Consider the following 17,948-nt stretch of genomic DNA (forward strand, 5'->3'; position numbering starts at 1 on the left):
CACGTCTGAGCAGGGATGATACCGGTTCCGCGCCGGTCGGTATTCTTCGTCCCCATCAAACACGGGGAAGAGTGGTGACCACGCAAGGTTCGGCCTTGCAGTGTGGGGCGGGGGCCTCCACGCCGATAGGGACTGACGAGGGGTAGTTCCGGGTCGGCGTGGAGGCATGCTCCACATACGTTCGGCCCCGCATCACGCGGGGCCCTTCGCGTATCCCCGGCCTACTTCACGACGTCGGGATCGTCCGTCGCGACGGGGCCGTTCAACAGATACGGATCGCGATCCAGGTAGGCCTTCGTCTCCCGCGCGATCAGACCCGACAGCACCAGCAGGCCGATCAGGTTCGGCAGGGCCATGAGGCCGTTCATCACGTCCGAGAAGTTCCAGACCACCTCGAGCTGGGTGGTGGCACCGATGAACACCACGATCACGAAGATCGCGCGGTAGGGCACCACGCCGCGGCGACCGACGAGACGCTCGACGCACCGCTCGCCGTAGTACGACCAGCCGAGGATCGTCGAGAAGGCGAAGAAGACGACCGAGATGGCAACGATCCAGTGACCCCAGTCCCCACCGAGGCCGTCGGCGAAGCCGGCCGATGTCATCGCGGCGCCCTGCTCGCCGGACTCCCAGGCTCCGGTCGTGACGATGACCAGACCGGTGAAGGTGACGACGATGATCGTGTCGATGAACGTCTGGGTCATCGACACCAGGCCCTGACGCACCGGGTGGGTGGTCTGGGCGGCCGCGGCGGCGATCGCCGCGCTGCCCATGCCCGACTCGTTCGAGAAGATGCCGCGCGCCACGCCGTAACGCAGAGCGATCATGAAGACCGATCCGATGAAGCCACCGGTGGCCGCCGTGCCGGTGAAGGCATCGGTGAAGATGAGCGCGAAGGCATCGGGGATCTGCGTGAAGTTGACCGCGAGGACGATGATGCCGGCGCCGACGTAGAGGAGGATCATCGCGGGCACGAAGCCGGCGGTGACCCTGCCGATGGACTTGATGCCGCCGAGCAGGACTGCCGCGGCGAGCACGGTCATCACGATGCCACTGAGCCAGGTCGGCACACCGAAGGTGCCGTCGAGCTGGGTAGCGACGGTGTTGGCCTGGGTCATGTTGCCGATGCCGAAGCTGGCGAGCACGGCGAACACCGCGAACAGCAGACTCAGGACGAGACCGGCCTTGTTGGGGATGGCGCGGGCGAGGTAGTACTGCGGACCACCGCTCTGCTCACCCTTGGCGTCGGTCGTGCGGTACTTCACGCCGAGGAACGCCTCGGAGTACTTGCTGGCCATGCCGACCAGGCCGGTGACCCACATCCAGAACAGCGCGCCGGGCCCGCCGAAGTAGATCGCGGTGCCGACACCGGCGATGTTGCCCACGCCCACCGTCGCGGCGAGCGCGGTGGTCAGTGCCTGGTACTGGGAGATGTCGCCTTCGGTGGCGCCTTCGTCGTGGCGAGTGATCAGACCCAGCCGCAGTGCGGGCCACAGCTTGCGGAACTGGATGCCCTTCAGCCGAATCGTGAGCACGAGGCCCGTGCCCAACAGCAGCGGGATGAGCAGGTACGGCCCCCACACCACCCCGCCCACCTCGACGAGGAAATCGTTCACCGAATCCATCCGCGTCCTCCTGATCGTCCGAAGCCCCCGACAGCGTCCGACCGGCCGGTGCCGGTGACGTCTGCGCTCGGGACCCGGCAGAGTCTAGGCTTCCGTGGCACGCAATGTCCCCGGACCCCGCGGCGCGTCCGATATGCGTTCTTCTCGATCGGTGGGCGGCAGGCCGCGTCAGTCGCGACGCGCTTCCAGCACCGCGTCAGTCGCGACGCGCTTCCAGCACCGCGTCAGTCGCGACGCGCTTCCAGCACCGCGTCGTACAGTTCGCGCTTCGAGACCGTCGCACCGGACGACGTCGACGCCGCTTCGGCGACGACGGCGCAGGCGTCCTTCAGCCGCATCCCGTCCTCGACCTTCCGTTCCACCTCGTCGACGAGGTCGACGGGGTCGGTGGCCACGGCAACCGCCCCTTCGAGCACCACGGTGATCTCACCGCGCGCGCCCTCGACGGCCCACTCGGCGAGTTCGGCGAGCGTGCCGCGGCGCACTTCTTCGTAGGTCTTGGTGAGTTCGCGGCAGACGGCGGCGCGACGGTCACCGCCGAGCACGTCGACGGCGTCGGCCAGACAGGCCGCGAGCCGGTGCGGTGCCTCGAAGAACACCACGGCGCGAGGCTCCTGGACGAGCGTGCCGAAATACGCGCGTCGCTGGCCCGGTTTGCGGGGTGGGAACCCGTCGAAGCAGAACCGCTCGACCGGCAGGCCCGACAGGGCGAGGGCGGTGGTCACGGCGGACGGGCCGGGCAGGCAGGTCACCGGCAGACCGGTCTCGACGCACGCCGCGACGAGCCGATAGCCGGGATCGCTCACCGACGGCATGCCCGCGTCGGTGACGAGCAGGACGGTGCGGCCCTCCTCGATGTCGGTGACCAGGCCCGGCAGTCGCGACACCTCGACCTGGTCGTAGAAGCTCACGACCCGCCCGGTGATGGTGACGCCGAGCGCCGCGGCGAGTGCCTTGGTGCGCCGGGTGTCCTCGGCGGCGATGACGTCGGCGGTGCCGAGAGCGTCGCGGAGACGCGCCGAGGCGTCACCGATATCTCCCATCGGAGTGGCGGCCAGCACGAGCCGGCCCTCTCCCGGATTCGCGCCGTGGACCGGTTTGGCTGCCTGCATACGGCTCAGCCTACGATCGGAACGTGACCGTGACGGACCGCAGCCCTTCACAGGCCCCCGGCCGTGGTCCGTCGGCAGCGCAGGATCGTCGCCTCATCGGTCCAGGCCCGTTGGTGCCCGGACCCGAGCCCCTTCCGGGAGATCGGGCGCGGGGCTGGATCGTCACCGCCTTCGTCACGGCGCTCGCCGCGATCACGCGGTTCACGATGCTCAACTACCCCACCGATGCGAAGACGCCGGTGTTCGACGAGAAGCACTACGCACCGCAGGGCTGGCAGGTGCTCACCGGCGGCTGGATCGAGGACAATCCCGGCTACGGGCTCGTCGTGCATCCGCCCGTCGGCAAACAGATGATCGCGCTCGGCGAGGCACTGTTCGGATACACCGCGTGGGGTTGGCGTTTCTCGGCCGCTGCGGCCGGCGTCGTGCTCGTCCTGCTGGTCGTGCGGATCGTGCGGCGGCTGACCCGCTCGACGATGCTCGGCGCGATCGCCGGTCTGCTGCTCGTCGTCGACGGGGTGACCTTCGTGTCGTCCCGCCTCGGCATGCTCGACATCTTCCAGGCGGTCTTCGTCGTCGCGGCCTTCGGTTGCCTGATCGTCGATCGCGACGATGTGCGTTCCCGCATGGCGAAGGTGCACGCCGAGGGCCGTGTCCTCGACAGTGTGTGGGGTCCGCGTTTCGGTGTGCGCTGGTGGCGCTTCGGTGCGGGCATCCTGCTGGGTCTCGCGGTCGGCACCAAGTGGTCGGGTCTGTACTTCATCGCGTTCTTCGGGCTGATGTCCGTGGCCTTCGACCTCGCGGCGCGTCGCGCGTACCGGGTGCAGCGACCGTGGATCGGGACGGCCCTGCGCGACATCGGTCCGGCGCTGTATGCCCTCGTGCTCGTCCCGCTCGGGGTGTACCTGTCGACCTACTGGGCGTGGTTCGCGAGCGAGACCGGCGTCTACCGTCACGCGGTCGGCTCGCGGATCGGCCACGACGGGATGTTCTCGTTCGTGCCCGACGCGCTGCGGTCACTCTGGTACTACAGCGCGAGCGTCCTGGAGTTCCACTCCGGCCTGACGAACTCGGCCGGCAACCAGCATCCCTGGGAGTCGAAGCCGTGGACGTGGCCGATGGGCCTGCGTCCGATGCTGTACTACTTCGCCGACGGCGAGCGGATCAGCGGATGCGACGCCGAGCAGTGCGTCAAGGCCGTGATGCTGATCGGAACGCCGGCGCTGTGGTGGGTGTCGGTGCCGGTGCTCGGATGGGGACTGTGGCAGCTGCTCGTCCGCCGCGACTGGCGGTGGGCCGCGGTGCTCACCGGATACGGCGCGGGGATCCTCCCGTGGTTCGCGAGCCTCGACCGGCAGATGTACTACTTCTACGCGGTGCCGATGGCGCCGTTCCTGGTGATGGGTGTCGCGCTGGTGCTCGGCGACATCCTCGGGTCGCCGCACGCCTCGACGGAACGACGGACGACCGGGCTGCTCGTGGTGTGCCTGTATGTCGGGCTCGTCATCGCGAACTTCGTGTGGTTGTGGCCGATTCTCACGGCGCTGCCGATCACCCCGGAGCACTGGAACGACCAGCTGTGGCTCCCCAGCTGGCGCTGAGCGGAGCGCAGTCGCTCGTCCCGAGGAGAGCTCAGTTGGGTTCGTCGAGCACGCTGCCCTCGGCCAGCTCGACGTCGCGGTCCCTGTCGGAGCCGTAGCGGATGCCGTCGAAGCGGCGCTCGAATCGCTCGTCGACGACCGTGAGGAAGCCCTTGAGTCGTTGGAGCAGCTCGGACAGGTGGCGGGGCACGAACGGATCGCCGAGCAGGTCGACGGTGGCGACAAGCCGGTCCTCGACGAGCACCACCTTGATGTGCGGCCACGTCCGGTTCAGTTCGGTGAGCTCGGCGAGCGCGTGGGTGCGACCGCCGGTGGGCGCGGCTCCCGGGGTGTCGTCCTCGGGGATGGCGTGCAGCAGCGGTGCCCACAGCCGGATGCTGCCGTCGTCGTCGATCACGACGAAGACCACATGGGAGTCGAGGACGACGACGAAGTCGCCGTCGGCGTCGACCGGCACAGGGCGGCCGAGGGCGTGCGCGAGCGCATCGCTCACGCGTTCGCGGAGGTCGCCGAGGGCTGAGGGCGGGTGTGCCTGCAAGAAGGCCGGATGCGGCACCTTCCCGCGACCGCGCAGCACCGACACGATGTGCCGGGCGAGCGTGTCGGCCTCGGACACGGGCCTGGTGACCGGCTCGGATCCGGTGACCTCGATCGTGGCGTATCCCCCGGCGCTCGCGAGCACCCGCACGCAGGCCGCGGGCCCCGAGGCGGTCTCGGCGTGCAGTTCGAAGGCGTCGGGTCCGGCGAGTTCGGAGATGCGCCGGGCCAGTTGCGAGGCGTAACGGGACCAATCGCGGTCGAGGGCCTCGTCGAATCGGTCGGTGTCGGTCACGCGCACTCCTCTCGAAGAGCAACTGCCGGGCAGGCGACACCGTACTCGGGGTGGGCGACAACTCACCGCAGGCACGCGGCGTCGTGTGTCACCCGTGATGCCGTCGTCCGGCCGCCGCCCACACCGCGACTCGCGATCCGCGTTCGAGGATGTCGACGATCGCGAATCCTGCCCGTGCGAGAACGGTACTCACGGTCATCGAGACGGTTCCGGTGTCCTCCCCCGGTCCTGCCCCGTCGATCACCCACAGTTGTCCGTCGTCGGTCAGCAGCGGCGCGAGGGCGGCCGCGGCGGCGGTGTCCTCGCGGAGGTCGGGGATGTCGAGTGCGTAGATGCGGTCGAACTTCTCCCGCTGCGCGAACTCGTGGGCGCGAGTCACCGAGGGTGCCACGCGCACGCGGCCGTGGAGACCGACGTTCTCGGCGACCACGGCGGAGGCGGGCCCGGCGTCGATCGCGAGGACGGACGTGCCCGGACGCGCATCGAGGACGTCGAGCAGGAACTCGACGTCCTCGATGTGGGACTGCTCGGTCATTCGACCTTGCGCAGTGTCCGTTTCCTGCGCCCGCCCGTGATCAGGGGGTCGCGCTTCAGATCCCGGTACAGCGACACGCACAGACCGATCATCACGAGGAGGAAGGGAGCTGCCGCGATGATCGTCATCGTCTGCAGGGCGTTGAGGGCTTCCTCGCCGCCGCTCCACAGCAGCAGGGCCGCGACACCGCCGGTGAGTCCGCCCCAGAAGACCACGACGCCGCGATTCGGCGCGAGGGTGCCGCGTTGACTGAGGCTGCCCATCACCATCGACGCGGAGTCCGCTCCGGAGATGAAGAAGATGGCGATGAGGAGCATCGCGACGACCGTGGCGATGCCGGTGAGCGGGAGGTTGCCGAGCACCCCGAACAGCTGTCCTTCGACGCTGTCGGCACCCGCGATGTCCAGGCCGTCCAGCTGCTGTCCGATACCGGCGCCGCCGAACACCGAGAACCAGATGAGGCTGACGAGGCTCGGGACGAGGATGACACCGACGATGAACTCGCGGATGGTGCGGCCGCGGCTGATGCGGGCGAGGAACATGCCGACGAAGGGCGCCCACGAGACCCACCACGCCCAGTAGAAGATCGTCCAGCTCGACAGCCACTCACCTGCGGCCTCGTTGGAGGCGGCCGTGCGCGCCGACATGCGGGCGAACTCCGCGGCGTAGGCACCGAGGGTGGTGGGCACGAGGTTGAGGATGAAGACGGTGGGTCCGAGCACGAACACGAAGATCGCCAGGATCGCGGCGAGCACCATGTTGATGTTCGACAGATATTGGATGCCCTTGGCGACACCCGTGACCGCGGAGGCGATGAACGCGAGCGTGAGCAGTGCGACGATCGCGACGAGCAGCATCACCCCGGCCGTCTCGAGCCAGCCGGTGACCTCGAAGCCCGAGCCGATCTGCAGCGCGCCCAGGCCGAGCGACGCCGCGGTGCCGAACAGGGTCGCGAACAGGGCGAGGATGTCGATGACCTTGCCGAGCGGACCTTCGGCCCGGCGTCCCAGCAGCGGGATGAACGCCGAGCTGATGAGCTGCTTGCGACCCCTGCGGAAGGTGCCGTAGGCGATGGCCAGACCCACCACGGCGTAGATCGCCCAGGGATGCAGGCTCCAGTGGAACATCGAGGTCGCCATCGCGACGCCGGTGCCGCCGGTGCTGCCCGGTGGCGGCTCGACGAAGTGCGAGAGCGGTTCGGCGACACCGAAGAACATCAAGCCGATGCCCATGCCGGCGGCGAACATCATCGAGATCCAGCTGACTGTGCGGAACTCCGGCTTCTCGTCGTCCTTGCCGAGCGGAATGCGGCCGTATCGGCTCACCGCCAGCCAGAGCGCGAAGAACACGAATCCGCTCGCCGTGAGCACGAACAACCAACCGAACTCGACGACGATCCAGTCGAGGATGTTCCCGGTAACGGTCCCGAAATTGTCGGTGGCGGCCAGGCCCCACACCACGATCGCCGCGACCAGCGCGGCAGCGACTCCGAAGACCACTTTGTCGGTCTGCGGCGGATGCGCCGCGGACGCGGCTACTTCAGAAGCACGGGCGCCCGAGACCTCGTCGATCTCCTCGGACCCGGGCCGATCACCAGGGACATTCATGCGAACAAACCTTGCAAGTTTCGGGCGCCTGCGGAGCGGAATCGTCGAACCCGAGAAAATCATCACATTCCGGACGCGCCGTGCATTCTCTGCACGAACCGGAAGATCGGCAGGTCAACCCGCGCGCAGGGCGGCCGAGACGAACTCGAGGATCTCCTCGTCGGACATCCCGAGTGCCCTCACCTCGGTTACGTACTCGTTGGTGGATCGCTGGGCCCGCGTGCGGGTGGGATCGCCCGTGTCGGCGACGAACGTCCCCGCCCGCCCCCGGGCCTCGAGCACACCCACCTTCTCGAGTTCCCGGTAGGTCTTGGCGACCGTGTTCGGAGCGATGCCGAGGGTGTCGGCGAGGCCCCGGACGGTGGGCAGCTTGGTACCAGCGATCAGCTCACCATCGTGGACCAGGTCGACGATGCGTCGCCGCAGTTGCTCGAACGGCGGGACAGGCGAGTCTGGATCGATGGCGAGGTCGAACATTCTCGCAGGTTATCAGCGCTCGGTGACCTTGACGGGCGCTTCGGCCGAGGGCACCTCGGCAGGGGCGTGGTTGTAACTCCCGGTCTCGAGCAGGTCGCGGATCTGGATGAGCAGATCGGTCTCGCTCAGCGGCTCGTCCTCGGGCTCCTTCTCCGGCGCGAAGCGGGCCTTGGCCGCGTTGACCGGCACGATGAGCACGAAGTAGACGACGGCCGCGATGATCAAGAAGTTGATCGCCGCGGAGATGACGGCGCCCAGGTTGACAAAGGTCGCGTCGTTCGACGAGAGCAGGCGGAAGCCGAAGCCCATCTCATTGTCGCCACCCACAGCAGCGACCAGCGGGTTCACGATGTGATCGGTGAACGCCGTGACGATGGACGTGAACGCCGCGCCGACGACCACTGCGACGGCGAGTTCGACGACATTTCCGCGCAGCAGGAAATCCTTGAAACCTTTGAGCATCGTGCTCCGTACCTTTTCTGGTGAGAATTCGAAAAACTTCAGTGCGCGGAGATCGTAGTAACGCTGCCCACCGGCTTCAACAGGGACGAATCGGGCAACACGGCGGCGGGTGGCAGCGGGTTACGGATTGCGCCGGGGCAGAATCGGGCCATGGCAACCACGGCGACGATCTATCACAACCCGCGCTGCAGCACGTCACGCAACACTCTGGCGTTGCTGAAGGAGAACGGACTCGAACCCACGGTCATCAAATATCTCGAGACTCCGCCCTCCCGAGACGAACTGCAGGCGCTGCTCGATGCGGCAGGTCTCACACCGAGTCGAGCGATCCGGAAGAAGGAATCGCTCTACAAGGAGCTGAACCTGGCCGAGGCGTCCGAGGATGAACTGCTCGATGCGATGGTCGCGAATCCGATCCTCATCGAGCGTCCGCTGGTCGTCACCGACAAGGGCACCGTGCTCGCGCGTCCGGTCGACAAGGTGCGCGAGATCCTCTGACGAGGAGTTACAGGACCGCCCGCGAGAGCGGGCACGACATGCATCGTGGACCGCCGCGGCCGGAACCGAGTTCCGACCCGGCGATCCGCAGTACCTCGATCCCCGAATCCTCGAGGCGGGTGTTCGTCTCGACATTGCGTTCGTAGGCGACGACGACGCCGGGCGCCACGGCCAGCGTGTTGTTCCCGTCGTCCCACTGCTCACGCTCGGCGACAACGGAATCCAGACCGGTGTCGATGACACGCAGTTTCTCGATCCCCATCGCGTCGGCGGCGGCCTCGAGGAAGGGGCGCGGCCCCGAGATCTGCACCGCGCCGTTCTCGCGGTGGATGGCGAACGCCTGGAGGCTGTCCCGGATCGCCGGGTACATCACCACCGCGTCGACGTCGACCATCGTGCACACGGTGTCGAGGTGCATCGACGCCCGGCGCTGCTCGATCGGGACCGCCAACACGGTGTGCGCGAGCTCGTCGTCGAAGACACTGCGCGCCAACGCTTCCGCACCGGCGGGACTCGTCCTCTCCCCCACCCCCACGGCGACGACGCCGGGCGCGAGGAGCAACACGTCGCCACCCTCGACGGGCGCGGTGTGCGATTCGTACGCGCGTCGCACGTGGAGGAATTGCGGGTGAAAGGCGTAGATGAGGTCGGTGAGGCTGGTCTCGCGCCGGCGCGCGGGCAGCGCAAGATTGGGGATCGCCACGCGCGAGCCGATCCAGAAGGACGAATCGCGCGTGAAGAGCAGGTTCGGCAGCGGTGCGATCGCGAAATCGGAACCGTGGTGCATCAGCCGCACGAGGGACGGGGCAGCGCCGTTGCCCACCGCGGGCAGTTCGTCGAAGGTCATGCCCGCGATGAGGATCCGGGCGAGCTCGGCAGCGGGCAGGGCACGCAGATGGCCCGTCAACTCCTCCGCGAGGGCATAACCGAGACGCTGTGCGTCGACGGCCGACGACACGCTTTGCACCCGCGCGGCGCCACTGGCCTCGAGTGTCTCGGTGAGCAGGTCGGCCAGCAGGAACACCTCCACCCCGCGGCTGCGCAGCAGCTCGACGAAGGCGTCGTGTTCCTCCTGGGCGCGCGCCACCCACGGCAGGGCGTCGAAGAGCAGCTGGTCGTTGTTGCGGGGCGTGAGGCGTTCGAGTTCGGCACCGGGCCGGTGCAGCATCACGGCGCGGAGTTCACCGACTTCGGACTCGACACCCCAGCGATGACTCATATGCTCACGGTATCGCGCAGGACGGCGGCATCCGGGTCAGGCGCGTCGAGTACGGCGGCAACGATTGCGAAGAACACACCGAGAACACGAGGGAGATTTCATGGCCGACGACCCGCTCGGGTGCCTGGCACCGTTCGCCGGGCGCTGGACCGGAGGTGGCGACGGCCACTACCGCACCATCGACGACTTCGCGTACGACGAGACGATCGAGTTCGCCACCATTCCCGGAAAGCCCTTCCTGATGTACGTCAGCCGTACGCGGCACCGCACGGAGGGACGCCCGTTGCACACCGAGAACGGCTACCTGCGCCGCAGCGGCGACGACGTCGAACTGCTCGTCTCGCAGCCCACCGGGTTCGTCGAGATCCAGCGGGCCCGGCCGGAGGGCGGCGTGCTGGACTTCACCACCCTCACCCTGGAGCGCTCACCCGACGCCAAGCCCGTGCACGAGGTCCGGCGGCGTTTCGAGGTCGACGGCGACCTGCTGGTCTACGACTTCTGGATGGCCCACGCCGACACCCCTCTGACGCATCATCTGCACGCCGAGCTGCACCGCGCGCCGGAATGATTCAGGTGGTTCCGGCCCCGCCGAGCGGTGTCGGATCCACTGAATCATGTCGCGCCGAATTTCATTTGGTGCCGACGACGCGACGGAAGTAGTCGTTGGCGGCCTGCATGACGAGGTTGTAGGGCGGCGCGAACTTACGCGCCCACCAGTAACCGAACCGGGTGTCGAAGGACGTGTAGACCATGAAGCGGTTCTTCAGGATGCCGGTGACGATGCGCTCGGCCACCTTCTCGGGAGTCGCGGCGTGGCGGACGAACCGTTGGGTGAGTTTGCGGACCTCGGGACGATCACGGTCGACGCCGACGATCTGCACGGTGTCGACGAGCGGTGTACGCACGGCCCCCGGGACGACCAGCGAGACACCGATGCCGTCGCGCTTGAGGTCGAACCGCAGCACCTCCGACACTCCCCGCAGACCGAACTTGCTTGCGCTGTAGGCGGCGTGCCACGGCAGGGCGAGCAGCCCGGCGGCCGAGGAGACGTTGACGATGTGCCCGCCGCGACCGGCCTCGATCATGGCCGGCACGAAGTTCTCGATGACGTGGATGGGCCCCATGAGGTTGACGTCCACCATGAGCTTCCAGTGCTCGTGCTGCAGCCGGTCGACGGTGCCCCACACCGACACTCCGGCGACGTTGGCGACGATGTCGAGCGACCCGCACGCCTCGTGCACGTCGCGGGCGAAGGCGGTGACGGCCTCGTAGTCGGAGATGTCGAGGGCGGCCGAGTGCAGCACGGTGCCGCCGCGTTCACGAACGCTGCGGACGACCTCGTCGAGGGCCTCCTCCTGCAGGTCGGTGAGCACCAGCCGGGCCCCGCGATCGGAGGCCGCATGGGCCAGGGCGCGGCCGATTCCGCTGGCCGCGCCGGTCACAAGGAATTTGGTTCCGCGCAGGTCGGTGATCGCCATGGCGACACCCTAGCCTCGCCGTGACGACTCGACGCTCCGGCGCGCCACGGACGAACCGGATGCGCCGGAGCGAAGCGACTTGTGTGTCCGAGCGAAGCGACTTGTGTGTCCGAGCGAAGCGACCTGTGAGCCGGAGTGTTGGGCTCCGGCGGATGGAAACTCAGAGCCGCTGGGCCATCTCCTCCTGGTATTGCCGAATCGTGCGCTCGATCATCTCGACATCGTCGTGGCGATTCTCGCTGCGCGCGAGGTCGGCGCGCTCGCGCAGTACCCGGATCGCCCGACGCAACTCGTCGTCACTCATCCTGTGGTCCATGCCACACAGTCTGCCGGGTTCGGCGTGGACCCGCCAGCGAATGGCCCTGCATACGACGAAAGCCCCGCCGAGGGCGGGGCTTTCAGGGGTGGAGCTGAGGGGAATCGAACCCCTGACCTCTTCGATGCGAACGAAGCGCGCTACCAACTGCGCCACAGCCCCGTAGGTTCCGAGGGAACCGACTCGCAAACTCTAGCAAACCACCCCGTCCATCACGAAATCGGAGTGTCGGCGCAGGTGACGGGCGATTTCACGGCCTGCTCCGAAGACGGGCCGGGGTCCGCACAGATTCGGTGCGGGCCCCGCCGTAAGCGTCGCAGGACGATCATTCCCCCACTGCGCGGGGAACGACGTAGTCGCCGGACTCGTCGTCGCCGTCGCTCGCTCGGACGTCGTAGCCGTGGTCGATGCCGTAGTCGTCCTCGTAGCGATCGAGGTGCTCGAACTCCGGATCCTCGTCGTCGACCTCGAGGACCACGGCCCCCGGGCGACGCAGGCGCTGCGGAACGTCGTCGTGGCCGCCGCGGGCCCCCGCGCGGGACCGTTGCAGTCGCGCGAGGCGACGCCGCCGGATCTCCTGCTCGAGATGCACCTGGCGCCGCAGGTAGAACAGATAGGCGACGAGGGCCACGGCCGCGAGACCGGCGAGCCACCACATGACCGACGAGACGATCAGGGCGAGCGCCGAGGTCATGATCGCGGCGATCAGCAGGCCGAGGACGGCCCGCTGCCGGAATTCGTATCGTGCGGCGCTGGCGACCGCATCGGCGTGCGGGTCGAATCCGCCGCGGCCCCGGCGTTGCGGTACGTGTGCGCGCACGGGCTCACGATCGGGTGCTGCTTCGTGGTGGACGTCGGCCTCGTCGGAATCGATCTCCGGCCTGTCGTCGAGTTCAGTGTTCATGCGGTCCTCCGCGGGGGTGCGGTGCGTGCGGTCACGACTCGGACGCCAATGAGGATCGCTGCGGTGCCCGGCGGCCGGCCCTCGAGGGGTGATCGGCTCGTCGTCTCCGCGGTGCAGAACTCGAGTTGCGAGCGCGGCGTCGGTCGTCTGCCGGATTCGAGGACGCTTCGTGACCAGCATGGGAACCAGAACGAACAACCACACGGCAACGAGCCCGATCCACAGAAGCGAGTTCGGCATCCGGTGGTCCTCCCTCCAGTCGTCGCCCTACCAGCCCGTCGACGCCACCGACCTACATGAGGCTAACGGCATCACCGCGTTTACCTGTACAGAAACGCCGACTCGATCGACAACAGACGTCACTCGAGTCACGCGAAACCAATTGACACTTTCTTCACTCTAATCACAGAGATCCCACACGCGCTGGGGATTGTTACTCGAGTTGCGAGTAACCTGCGTTACATAGCGGACGAACCCGACTCGAGACGGAAAGCGATCAGGACCAGGTCGCGCGACCGGCACGGACGAGGCGATCCGAGACCGAGCCCGGCACCTCCTCGACCGTCATCGCGACCAGCAGATGGTCGCGGAACCGGCCCTGGACGTCGAGGTAGCGCTTCAGCAGACCTTCCTCGCGGAAGCCGACCTTGCGCAGCACCGCGCGGCTGGCCTCGTTCTCCGGGCGCACGGTGGCCTCGACGCGGTGCAGCCCGACCGGGCCGAAGCAGTGGTCGAGGCCCAGGGCGACGGCGGCGGTCGCGACACCGAGGCCGTTGACCTCCTTCTCCACCCAATAGCCGATCCAGGCCGAGCGCAACGCTCCGCGCACGATGTTGCCCACCGTCAGCTGCCCGCAGAATCTGCCGTCCAGCTCGATTGCCATCGGCAGCATCAGGCCCTTGCGGGCCTCCGAGCGCAGACTCCGGTAGAGCCCGGGCCACACCGAGATGTGGTGCCGCATGTCCCACGGCGCCTCACCGGTCGGCTCCCACGGCTCGAGATGCGCGCGATCTCGCAGACGCAGACGGCTCCACGCCGCGGCGTCGCGCAGTCGGATCGATCGGACAGTCACCACGCCCCCTGCCACCCGCAGCGGCCCGAGCTCCGCCGGCCAGCCGGGATGACGGGACATCAACCACGCTGCCCGAGGAACGCCACGTCCACCGGGTCTCCCGTGCGGATTTCGGAGACCTCGGGATCGACGATGACGAGACAGTTCGCCTCGGCGAGGGTGGCGAGCAGATGCGACGACGAACCCGCGGCGCCGCCGAGCGCCTGCACGAGATAGTCGCCCGTCGTTTCGTCGCGCATGAGCTGGCCGCGCAGGAAACCCTTGCGATCGGGGATCGAGGTGATGGGGGCGACCGTGCGTGCCGAGACCACGCGGCGCATCGGCTGGCGACGGCCGAGCGCGATGCGGATCAGCGGCCGGACCATCACCTCGAAGACGACGAGCGCGCTCACCGGATTGGCGGGCAGCAGGAAGGTCGGCACCTCGTCGCGGCCGAGACGTCCGAAGCCCTGGACCGAGCCCGGATGCATCGCGATCCGCTCGACGCCCATCTCGCCGAGATCGGACAGCGCCTCGCGGACCTCCTCGAGCGCGCCGCCGCCCACGGCCCCGGCGATCACGACGATCTCGGCGCGGATCAGCTGACCCTCGACGACCTCGCGCAGCCGCTTCGGGTCGGTACTGGCGATCCCGACCCGGTTGACGTCGGCTCCGGCGTCACGCGCGGCCGCGGCCAGCGCGTAGGAGTTGACGTCGTAGACCTGTCCCGGCCCCGGGGTGCGGTCGACGTCGACGAGTTCGCCGCCGACGGAGATGACCGACAGTCGCGGGCGCGGATGGACGAGCACCTTGTCGCGGCCGACCGCGGCGAGCAGACCTACCTGGGCGGCCCCGATGATCGTCCCGGCCCGCACTGCGATGTCGCCGGGCTGGACGTCGTCGCCGGTGCGGCGCACGTAGTCGCCGGACCGCACCGGTTCGAGCACCTTGATGCGCGCGGCACCGCCGTCAGTGTTGTCGAGCGGCAGCACCGCGTCGGCGAGCGTCGGCAGCGGCGCACCGGTGTCGACGCGCACCGCCTGACGGGGCTGGAGACGGATCGGCTGACGCGAACCGGCACGCACCTCGCCCACGACCGGCAGCGTCACCTCGGCGGGCGCGGACCCGCCGTCGGTCTCGGCCGGGGCTTGGAGGTCGACGCTGCGCACGGCGTAGCCATCGATCGCCGCCTGGTCGAATCCGGGTAGGGGTCGCTCGGTGACCACTTCCTCCGCGCACAGCAGACCCTGCGCCTCGGAAATGGCCACCCGGACCGGCCGGGGTGCGACTGCCGCCGCCGTGACCCTGGCCTGCTGATCCTCAACCGACCGCATACCGCTTCTCGTCCTCCAGCCCGTCCTGCAGTCAGCGCTTCAAGCGCTCGATGAGCCACTCGCGCAGCGAGGGCCCGTACTCTTCCGTGTTCAACGCCGAGTCAACCGCAGCGCGCAGATAGCCCCCGGGATTTCCGAGGTCGTGTCGGGTGCCGCGGTGCACCACCACGTGAACGGGGTGGCCCTCGGAGATGAGCAGGGCGATCGCGTCGGTGAGCTGCAGTTCTCCCCCGGCTCCGGGCTCGATGCGACGCAGTGCGTCGAAGATCGCCCGGTCGAGCAGGTATCGGCCGGCGGCGGCGAAGGTCGACGGTGCGTCCTCTACGGCCGGCTTCTCGACCATGCCGAGTACCTTGAGCACGTCGGAGTTGACGGCGTCCGGCACGACCTCGACGTCGAAGACGCCGTACGCGCTGACCTGTTCCTTGGGCACGTCGATCGCGCACAGCACAGAACCGCCACGCTTGGCGCGGACGCGCTGCATCGTCTCGAGCACGCCGACCGGCAGCACGAGGTCGTCGGGCAGCAGCACGGCGATCGCGTCCTCGTCGGGATCGAGCGCCTCTTCGGCGCACGCCACGGCGTGACCGAGGCCGAGCGGCTTCTCCTGGACCACGGACTCGACCTCGAGCAGCCCCTGGGCCTTGCGGACCTTGGCGAGGAGCTCGTACTTGCCCTTCTCCTCGAGCTTGGACTCGAGGACGAGGTCCTCGACGAAGTGCGCGACCACGCCGTCCTTACCCGGCGCCGTCACGATGAGAAGGCGTTCGGCGCCCGACTCCGCGGCTTCACCCGCCACGAGCTCGATGCCGGGCGTGTCGACCACCGGCAGGAGTTCCTTCGGGACCGTCTTGGTTGCGGGAAGGAACCGCGTCCCCATACCTGCTGCGGGGACAACCGCGGTCTTGAAATGCCGCGTGCCTCCGGTCGTACTGTTCGTCATAGACTCCCACCCTAAACTTCGGCCACCGAGGACGGTGGTTCGGCGATCGTAAGGCTCAGACATGCCCCCACCCCCGAAAGCGGTCTGGCGTGACCGCATTCTTACAGCTCGGCGCGAGCTGAGTGCTGCGAGGCGCAGAATCGAGGACACCGCGCTCGCCACGGTGGCCTCGACGCTGGCCCCGGCGGGGTCGGTGGTGTGCGCATATGTGCCCGTGGGTTCGGAGCCCGGATCGATCGCGCTCCTCGACGCTCTGACCGAGGCCGGAACGACGGTGCTCGTCCCGGTGACCCGCACCGGCGAACCGTTGTCATGGGCCCGCTACATAGGTGAGAAGACGCTGATGGCGGCCGATTTCGGGCTGCGCGAGCCGGGTGGTGAGATCTTCCCGCCCGAGGCGGTGGCGAAGGCTCACACGGTGCTCGTCCCGGCCCTGGCGGTGGACGCGCGGGGCGTGCGGCTCGGCCGCGGCGCCGGCTTCTACGACCGCACCTTGCACCTCGCCTCTCCCGAGGCCGTGATCATCGCGGTGGTCCGCGATGAAGAGCTCGTCGACGAGCTTCCCGAGGACCCCCACGACATCCGTATGGGATGGGCGCTGACACCCGGGAAAGGGCTGGTCCGGCTCGGTAGCGGCGACCGTGCGGAACAACACACTCCCTAGCGTTGTTGGCACTGTCGGCGGTAGAGTGCCAAAACTGCAGTACGACGAATACTGCGGTTCGACGAACTGGCGGAGGATCAACCGGTGCCCACCTACTCATATGCCTGCACGGCCTGCGACAACAAGTTCGACATCGTGCAGTCCTTCAGTGACGACTCCCTGACCGAATGCCCGCAGTGCGAGGGCAAGCTGCGCAAGCTCTTCAACTCGGTCGGCATCGTGTTCAAGGGCAGCGGCTTCTACCGCACCGACTCCCGCAGCGGCAGCACCGCGAGCGAATCCGCGGCGACGAGCTCGAGCAGCTCCTCGTCGAGCGACAGCAGCTCGTCGTCGTCGAGCAGCACGTCCTCGGCTCCGGCGGCCGCCGCGAGCTGACCTCCGGACTCCTTTGTCCACAGGCGGTCGAGTCATCCACAGACCGCCGTCTCCGAGGGTTCATCGGGGCCGACAGAGCATCCCCACCTTCTAGGTTCGGGGCATGCCCGTCGGCCCTTTCTCGTTCCTCCAGCGTGCGCGCGCGCATCCGCACCACTCGCGCTCCTCTGCGGGTGCCTCGCTGCAGCCCACCCTCCCCGACCGGTTCGTCGAACTCCTCCGCCCCGGCTGGTCGCGCATCGTCCGGGCCCGCCGGATCGCGGCCGGACTCCTCGCCGTCCTCGCGGTGATCCTCGCGCTGCGCGGCGACCCCGACACCGATCGTGTGGGTGTCGTCGTCGCGGCTCACGATCTCGCGCCCGGGCACACCCTCACGGCCGACGATGTCGCGCACGTGGAGCGCGATCGGTCCACTGTGGTCGCCGGGACCCTGCACGACGTCGACGATGCCGTGGGCCACACTCTCGCCGGCCCTGTGCCGGCCGGTGAACCCCTCGTGGACACCCGCCTTCTCGGTCCTCGTCTCGCCGCAGTCGCCACCGGCTCCACCGAGGCCCGCGTAGTGCCCATCCGGCTCGCCGATGCCGGGGTGAGCGAACTGCTCCGTGAGGGCGACCGCGTCGATGTCCTGACGGTGACGGAGACCGAAGAGGGACCCCTGCCCGGCGCCCACGTCCTCGCTCGGGGTGCAGTGGTGGTGCTGGCCGAATCCGGCGGCTCGACGCGGGATCGGAACGAGCGGGTCGTGCTGGTCGCGCTGGAGCCCGAACCTGCCACGGCGGTCGCGGCGGCGTCACTCGTCAGTGCTCTGACCGTCACACTGCACTGAGCATCCGCTCGTTTCCCCAGCGCAATCGCCACCCGTAACCGACCTCGCGGTTTATCGTGTGAACGTCCGTGTGACCTACCTCATGT

At 68.3% G+C, this 17,948-nt stretch carries 20 protein-coding genes and 1 tRNA gene; 6 read left to right on the top strand and 15 right to left on the bottom strand.

Going from position 1 to position 17,948, the window contains the following annotated elements:
• Positions 1–221: 221 nt before the first annotated feature.
• Positions 222–1,625 carry an alanine/glycine:cation symporter family protein gene (locus AC6CID_RS04115; RefSeq protein WP_041803560.1) on the bottom strand — a complete coding sequence of 468 codons (1,404 nt, stop codon included), beginning with the start codon at positions 1,623–1,625 and terminating at the stop codon, positions 222–224.
• A gap of 224 nt (positions 1,626–1,849) precedes the next feature.
• Positions 1,850–2,737 carry a 16S rRNA (cytidine(1402)-2'-O)-methyltransferase gene (gene rsmI / locus AC6CID_RS04120; RefSeq protein ID WP_071934491.1) on the bottom strand — a complete coding sequence of 296 codons (888 nt, stop codon included), beginning with the start codon at positions 2,735–2,737 and terminating at the stop codon, positions 1,850–1,852.
• 23 nt (positions 2,738–2,760) lie between these two features.
• On the opposite strand from rsmI, the gene AC6CID_RS04125 reads away from it, so the two are divergent.
• Positions 2,761–4,338, top strand: coding sequence for a dolichyl-phosphate-mannose--protein mannosyltransferase (locus AC6CID_RS04125; protein WP_498353604.1), 1,578 nt, complete (start codon positions 2,761–2,763; stop codon positions 4,336–4,338).
• Positions 4,339–4,369: 31 nt separating this feature from the next.
• On the opposite strand, the gene AC6CID_RS04130 is transcribed toward AC6CID_RS04125, so the two are convergent.
• From AC6CID_RS04130 to mscL, 5 genes are all read right to left on the bottom strand, one after another.
• On the bottom strand, positions 4,370–5,170 hold the full coding sequence (locus AC6CID_RS04130) for a T3SS (YopN, CesT) and YbjN peptide-binding chaperone 1 (RefSeq protein ID WP_498353605.1): 801 nt from the start codon (positions 5,168–5,170) through the stop codon (positions 4,370–4,372).
• Between the two features lie 88 nt (positions 5,171–5,258).
• On the bottom strand, positions 5,259–5,705 hold the full coding sequence (locus AC6CID_RS04135; protein ID WP_498353606.1) for a hypothetical protein: 447 nt from the start codon (positions 5,703–5,705) through the stop codon (positions 5,259–5,261).
• Positions 5,702–7,312: a BCCT family transporter gene (locus AC6CID_RS04140; RefSeq protein WP_498353607.1), complete on the bottom strand. Its 1,611-nt coding sequence runs from the start codon at positions 7,310–7,312 to the stop codon at positions 5,702–5,704. Before AC6CID_RS04140 ends, AC6CID_RS04135 begins: the two co-directional genes overlap by 4 nt.
• A gap of 114 nt (positions 7,313–7,426) precedes the next feature.
• Positions 7,427–7,789, bottom strand: a complete 363-nt coding sequence (locus tag AC6CID_RS04145; protein ID WP_006553802.1) for a GntR family transcriptional regulator — start codon at positions 7,787–7,789, stop codon at positions 7,427–7,429.
• A 12-nt stretch (positions 7,790–7,801) separates the two neighbouring features.
• Positions 7,802–8,251 (bottom strand): large conductance mechanosensitive channel protein MscL, encoded by a 450-nt coding sequence (gene mscL / locus AC6CID_RS04150; protein WP_006553801.1) that lies wholly within the window; start codon positions 8,249–8,251, stop codon positions 7,802–7,804.
• Between the two features lie 150 nt (positions 8,252–8,401).
• Here mscL and arsC point away from each other — a divergent pair, with 150 nt between their 5' ends.
• A complete protein-coding gene (gene arsC / locus AC6CID_RS04155) occupies positions 8,402–8,749 on the top strand; it encodes an arsenate reductase (glutaredoxin) (RefSeq protein WP_006553800.1) in 348 nt (115 codons plus the stop codon).
• Positions 8,750–8,756: 7 nt separating this feature from the next.
• Here arsC and arcA read toward each other — a convergent pair whose 3' ends face one another.
• Complete coding sequence (gene arcA, locus AC6CID_RS04160) at positions 8,757–9,968, bottom strand: arginine deiminase (protein ID WP_006553799.1); 1,212 nt, start codon at positions 9,966–9,968, stop codon at positions 8,757–8,759.
• A gap of 100 nt (positions 9,969–10,068) precedes the next feature.
• Here arcA and AC6CID_RS04165 point away from each other — a divergent pair, with 100 nt between their 5' ends.
• A complete protein-coding gene (locus AC6CID_RS04165) occupies positions 10,069–10,536 on the top strand; it encodes a heme-binding beta-barrel domain-containing protein (RefSeq protein ID WP_217580082.1) in 468 nt (155 codons plus the stop codon).
• Positions 10,537–10,597: 61 nt separating this feature from the next.
• Here the strand turns inward: AC6CID_RS04165 and AC6CID_RS04170 are convergent, their stop codons facing one another.
• From AC6CID_RS04170 to AC6CID_RS04200, 7 genes are all read right to left on the bottom strand, one after another.
• The gene (locus AC6CID_RS04170) at positions 10,598–11,446 is read right to left on the bottom strand and encodes an SDR family oxidoreductase (RefSeq protein ID WP_024103196.1); all 849 of its coding nucleotides are present in this window, start codon (positions 11,444–11,446) and stop codon (positions 10,598–10,600) included.
• A gap of 160 nt (positions 11,447–11,606) precedes the next feature.
• Positions 11,607–11,750 carry a hypothetical protein gene (locus tag AC6CID_RS04175; RefSeq protein ID WP_153811617.1) on the bottom strand — a complete coding sequence of 48 codons (144 nt, stop codon included), beginning with the start codon at positions 11,748–11,750 and terminating at the stop codon, positions 11,607–11,609.
• A 101-nt stretch (positions 11,751–11,851) separates the two neighbouring features.
• Positions 11,852–11,924, bottom strand: a tRNA-Ala gene (locus tag AC6CID_RS04180).
• Positions 11,925–12,087: 163 nt separating this feature from the next.
• Positions 12,088–12,906 (bottom strand): divisome protein SepX/GlpR, encoded by an 819-nt coding sequence (sepX, locus tag AC6CID_RS04185; RefSeq protein WP_498353608.1) that lies wholly within the window; start codon positions 12,904–12,906, stop codon positions 12,088–12,090.
• 256 nt (positions 12,907–13,162) lie between these two features.
• Positions 13,163–13,798, bottom strand: coding sequence for a GNAT family N-acetyltransferase (locus tag AC6CID_RS04190; protein WP_255027780.1), 636 nt, complete (start codon positions 13,796–13,798; stop codon positions 13,163–13,165).
• Complete coding sequence (glp, locus tag AC6CID_RS04195; RefSeq protein WP_024103192.1) at positions 13,798–15,051, bottom strand: molybdotransferase-like divisome protein Glp; 1,254 nt, start codon at positions 15,049–15,051, stop codon at positions 13,798–13,800. The genes AC6CID_RS04190 and glp overlap by 1 nt, the downstream gene beginning before the upstream one ends.
• A gap of 31 nt (positions 15,052–15,082) precedes the next feature.
• A complete protein-coding gene (locus AC6CID_RS04200; protein WP_498353609.1) occupies positions 15,083–15,994 on the bottom strand; it encodes a UTP--glucose-1-phosphate uridylyltransferase in 912 nt (303 codons plus the stop codon).
• 61 nt (positions 15,995–16,055) lie between these two features.
• Between AC6CID_RS04200 and AC6CID_RS04205 the strand changes: the two genes are divergently transcribed.
• From AC6CID_RS04205 to AC6CID_RS04215, 3 genes are all read left to right on the top strand, one after another.
• On the top strand, positions 16,056–16,658 hold the full coding sequence (locus tag AC6CID_RS04205) for a 5-formyltetrahydrofolate cyclo-ligase (protein WP_217580084.1): 603 nt from the start codon (positions 16,056–16,058) through the stop codon (positions 16,656–16,658).
• Positions 16,659–16,742: 84 nt separating this feature from the next.
• Complete coding sequence (locus tag AC6CID_RS04210; protein ID WP_217580085.1) at positions 16,743–17,033, top strand: FmdB family zinc ribbon protein; 291 nt, start codon at positions 16,743–16,745, stop codon at positions 17,031–17,033.
• 103 nt (positions 17,034–17,136) lie between these two features.
• Positions 17,137–17,862, top strand: a complete 726-nt coding sequence (locus tag AC6CID_RS04215; protein WP_006553791.1) for an SAF domain-containing protein — start codon at positions 17,137–17,139, stop codon at positions 17,860–17,862.
• Positions 17,863–17,948: the final 86 nt, after the last annotated feature.

The organism is Rhodococcus sp. GQ147, from assembly GCF_059759155.1.

What these genes read in the sequence shown, in the direction of transcription:
- AC6CID_RS04115 (WP_041803560.1), bottom strand. Translation starts at nt 1,625, where the DNA reads ATGGATTCGGTGAACGATTTCCTCGTCGAGGTGGGCGGGGTGGTGTGG.
- rsmI (WP_071934491.1), bottom strand. Translation starts at nt 2,737, where the DNA reads ATGCAGGCAGCCAAACCGGTCCACGGCGCGAATCCGGGAGAGGGCCGG.
- AC6CID_RS04135 (WP_498353606.1), bottom strand. Translation starts at nt 5,705, where the DNA reads ATGACCGAGCAGTCCCACATCGAGGACGTCGAGTTCCTGCTCGACGTC.
- AC6CID_RS04140 (WP_498353607.1), bottom strand. Translation starts at nt 7,312, where the DNA reads ATGAATGTCCCTGGTGATCGGCCCGGGTCCGAGGAGATCGACGAGGTC.
- AC6CID_RS04145 (WP_006553802.1), bottom strand. Translation starts at nt 7,789, where the DNA reads ATGTTCGACCTCGCCATCGATCCAGACTCGCCTGTCCCGCCGTTCGAG.
- mscL (WP_006553801.1), bottom strand. Translation starts at nt 8,251, where the DNA reads ATGCTCAAAGGTTTCAAGGATTTCCTGCTGCGCGGAAATGTCGTCGAA.
- arsC (WP_006553800.1), top strand. Translation starts at nt 8,402, where the DNA reads ATGGCAACCACGGCGACGATCTATCACAACCCGCGCTGCAGCACGTCA.
- arcA (WP_006553799.1), bottom strand. Translation starts at nt 9,968, where the DNA reads ATGAGTCATCGCTGGGGTGTCGAGTCCGAAGTCGGTGAACTCCGCGCC.
- AC6CID_RS04165 (WP_217580082.1), top strand. Translation starts at nt 10,069, where the DNA reads ATGGCCGACGACCCGCTCGGGTGCCTGGCACCGTTCGCCGGGCGCTGG.
- AC6CID_RS04170 (WP_024103196.1), bottom strand. Translation starts at nt 11,446, where the DNA reads ATGGCGATCACCGACCTGCGCGGAACCAAATTCCTTGTGACCGGCGCG.
- AC6CID_RS04175 (WP_153811617.1), bottom strand. Translation starts at nt 11,750, where the DNA reads ATGAGTGACGACGAGTTGCGTCGGGCGATCCGGGTACTGCGCGAGCGC.
- sepX (WP_498353608.1), bottom strand. Translation starts at nt 12,906, where the DNA reads ATGCCGAACTCGCTTCTGTGGATCGGGCTCGTTGCCGTGTGGTTGTTC.
- AC6CID_RS04190 (WP_255027780.1), bottom strand. Translation starts at nt 13,798, where the DNA reads ATGTCCCGTCATCCCGGCTGGCCGGCGGAGCTCGGGCCGCTGCGGGTG.
- glp (WP_024103192.1), bottom strand. Translation starts at nt 15,051, where the DNA reads ATGCGGTCGGTTGAGGATCAGCAGGCCAGGGTCACGGCGGCGGCAGTC.
- AC6CID_RS04200 (WP_498353609.1), bottom strand. Translation starts at nt 15,994, where the DNA reads ATGACGAACAGTACGACCGGAGGCACGCGGCATTTCAAGACCGCGGTT.
- AC6CID_RS04205 (WP_217580084.1), top strand. Translation starts at nt 16,056, where the DNA reads ATGCCCCCACCCCCGAAAGCGGTCTGGCGTGACCGCATTCTTACAGCT.
- AC6CID_RS04215 (WP_006553791.1), top strand. Translation starts at nt 17,137, where the DNA reads ATGCCCGTCGGCCCTTTCTCGTTCCTCCAGCGTGCGCGCGCGCATCCG.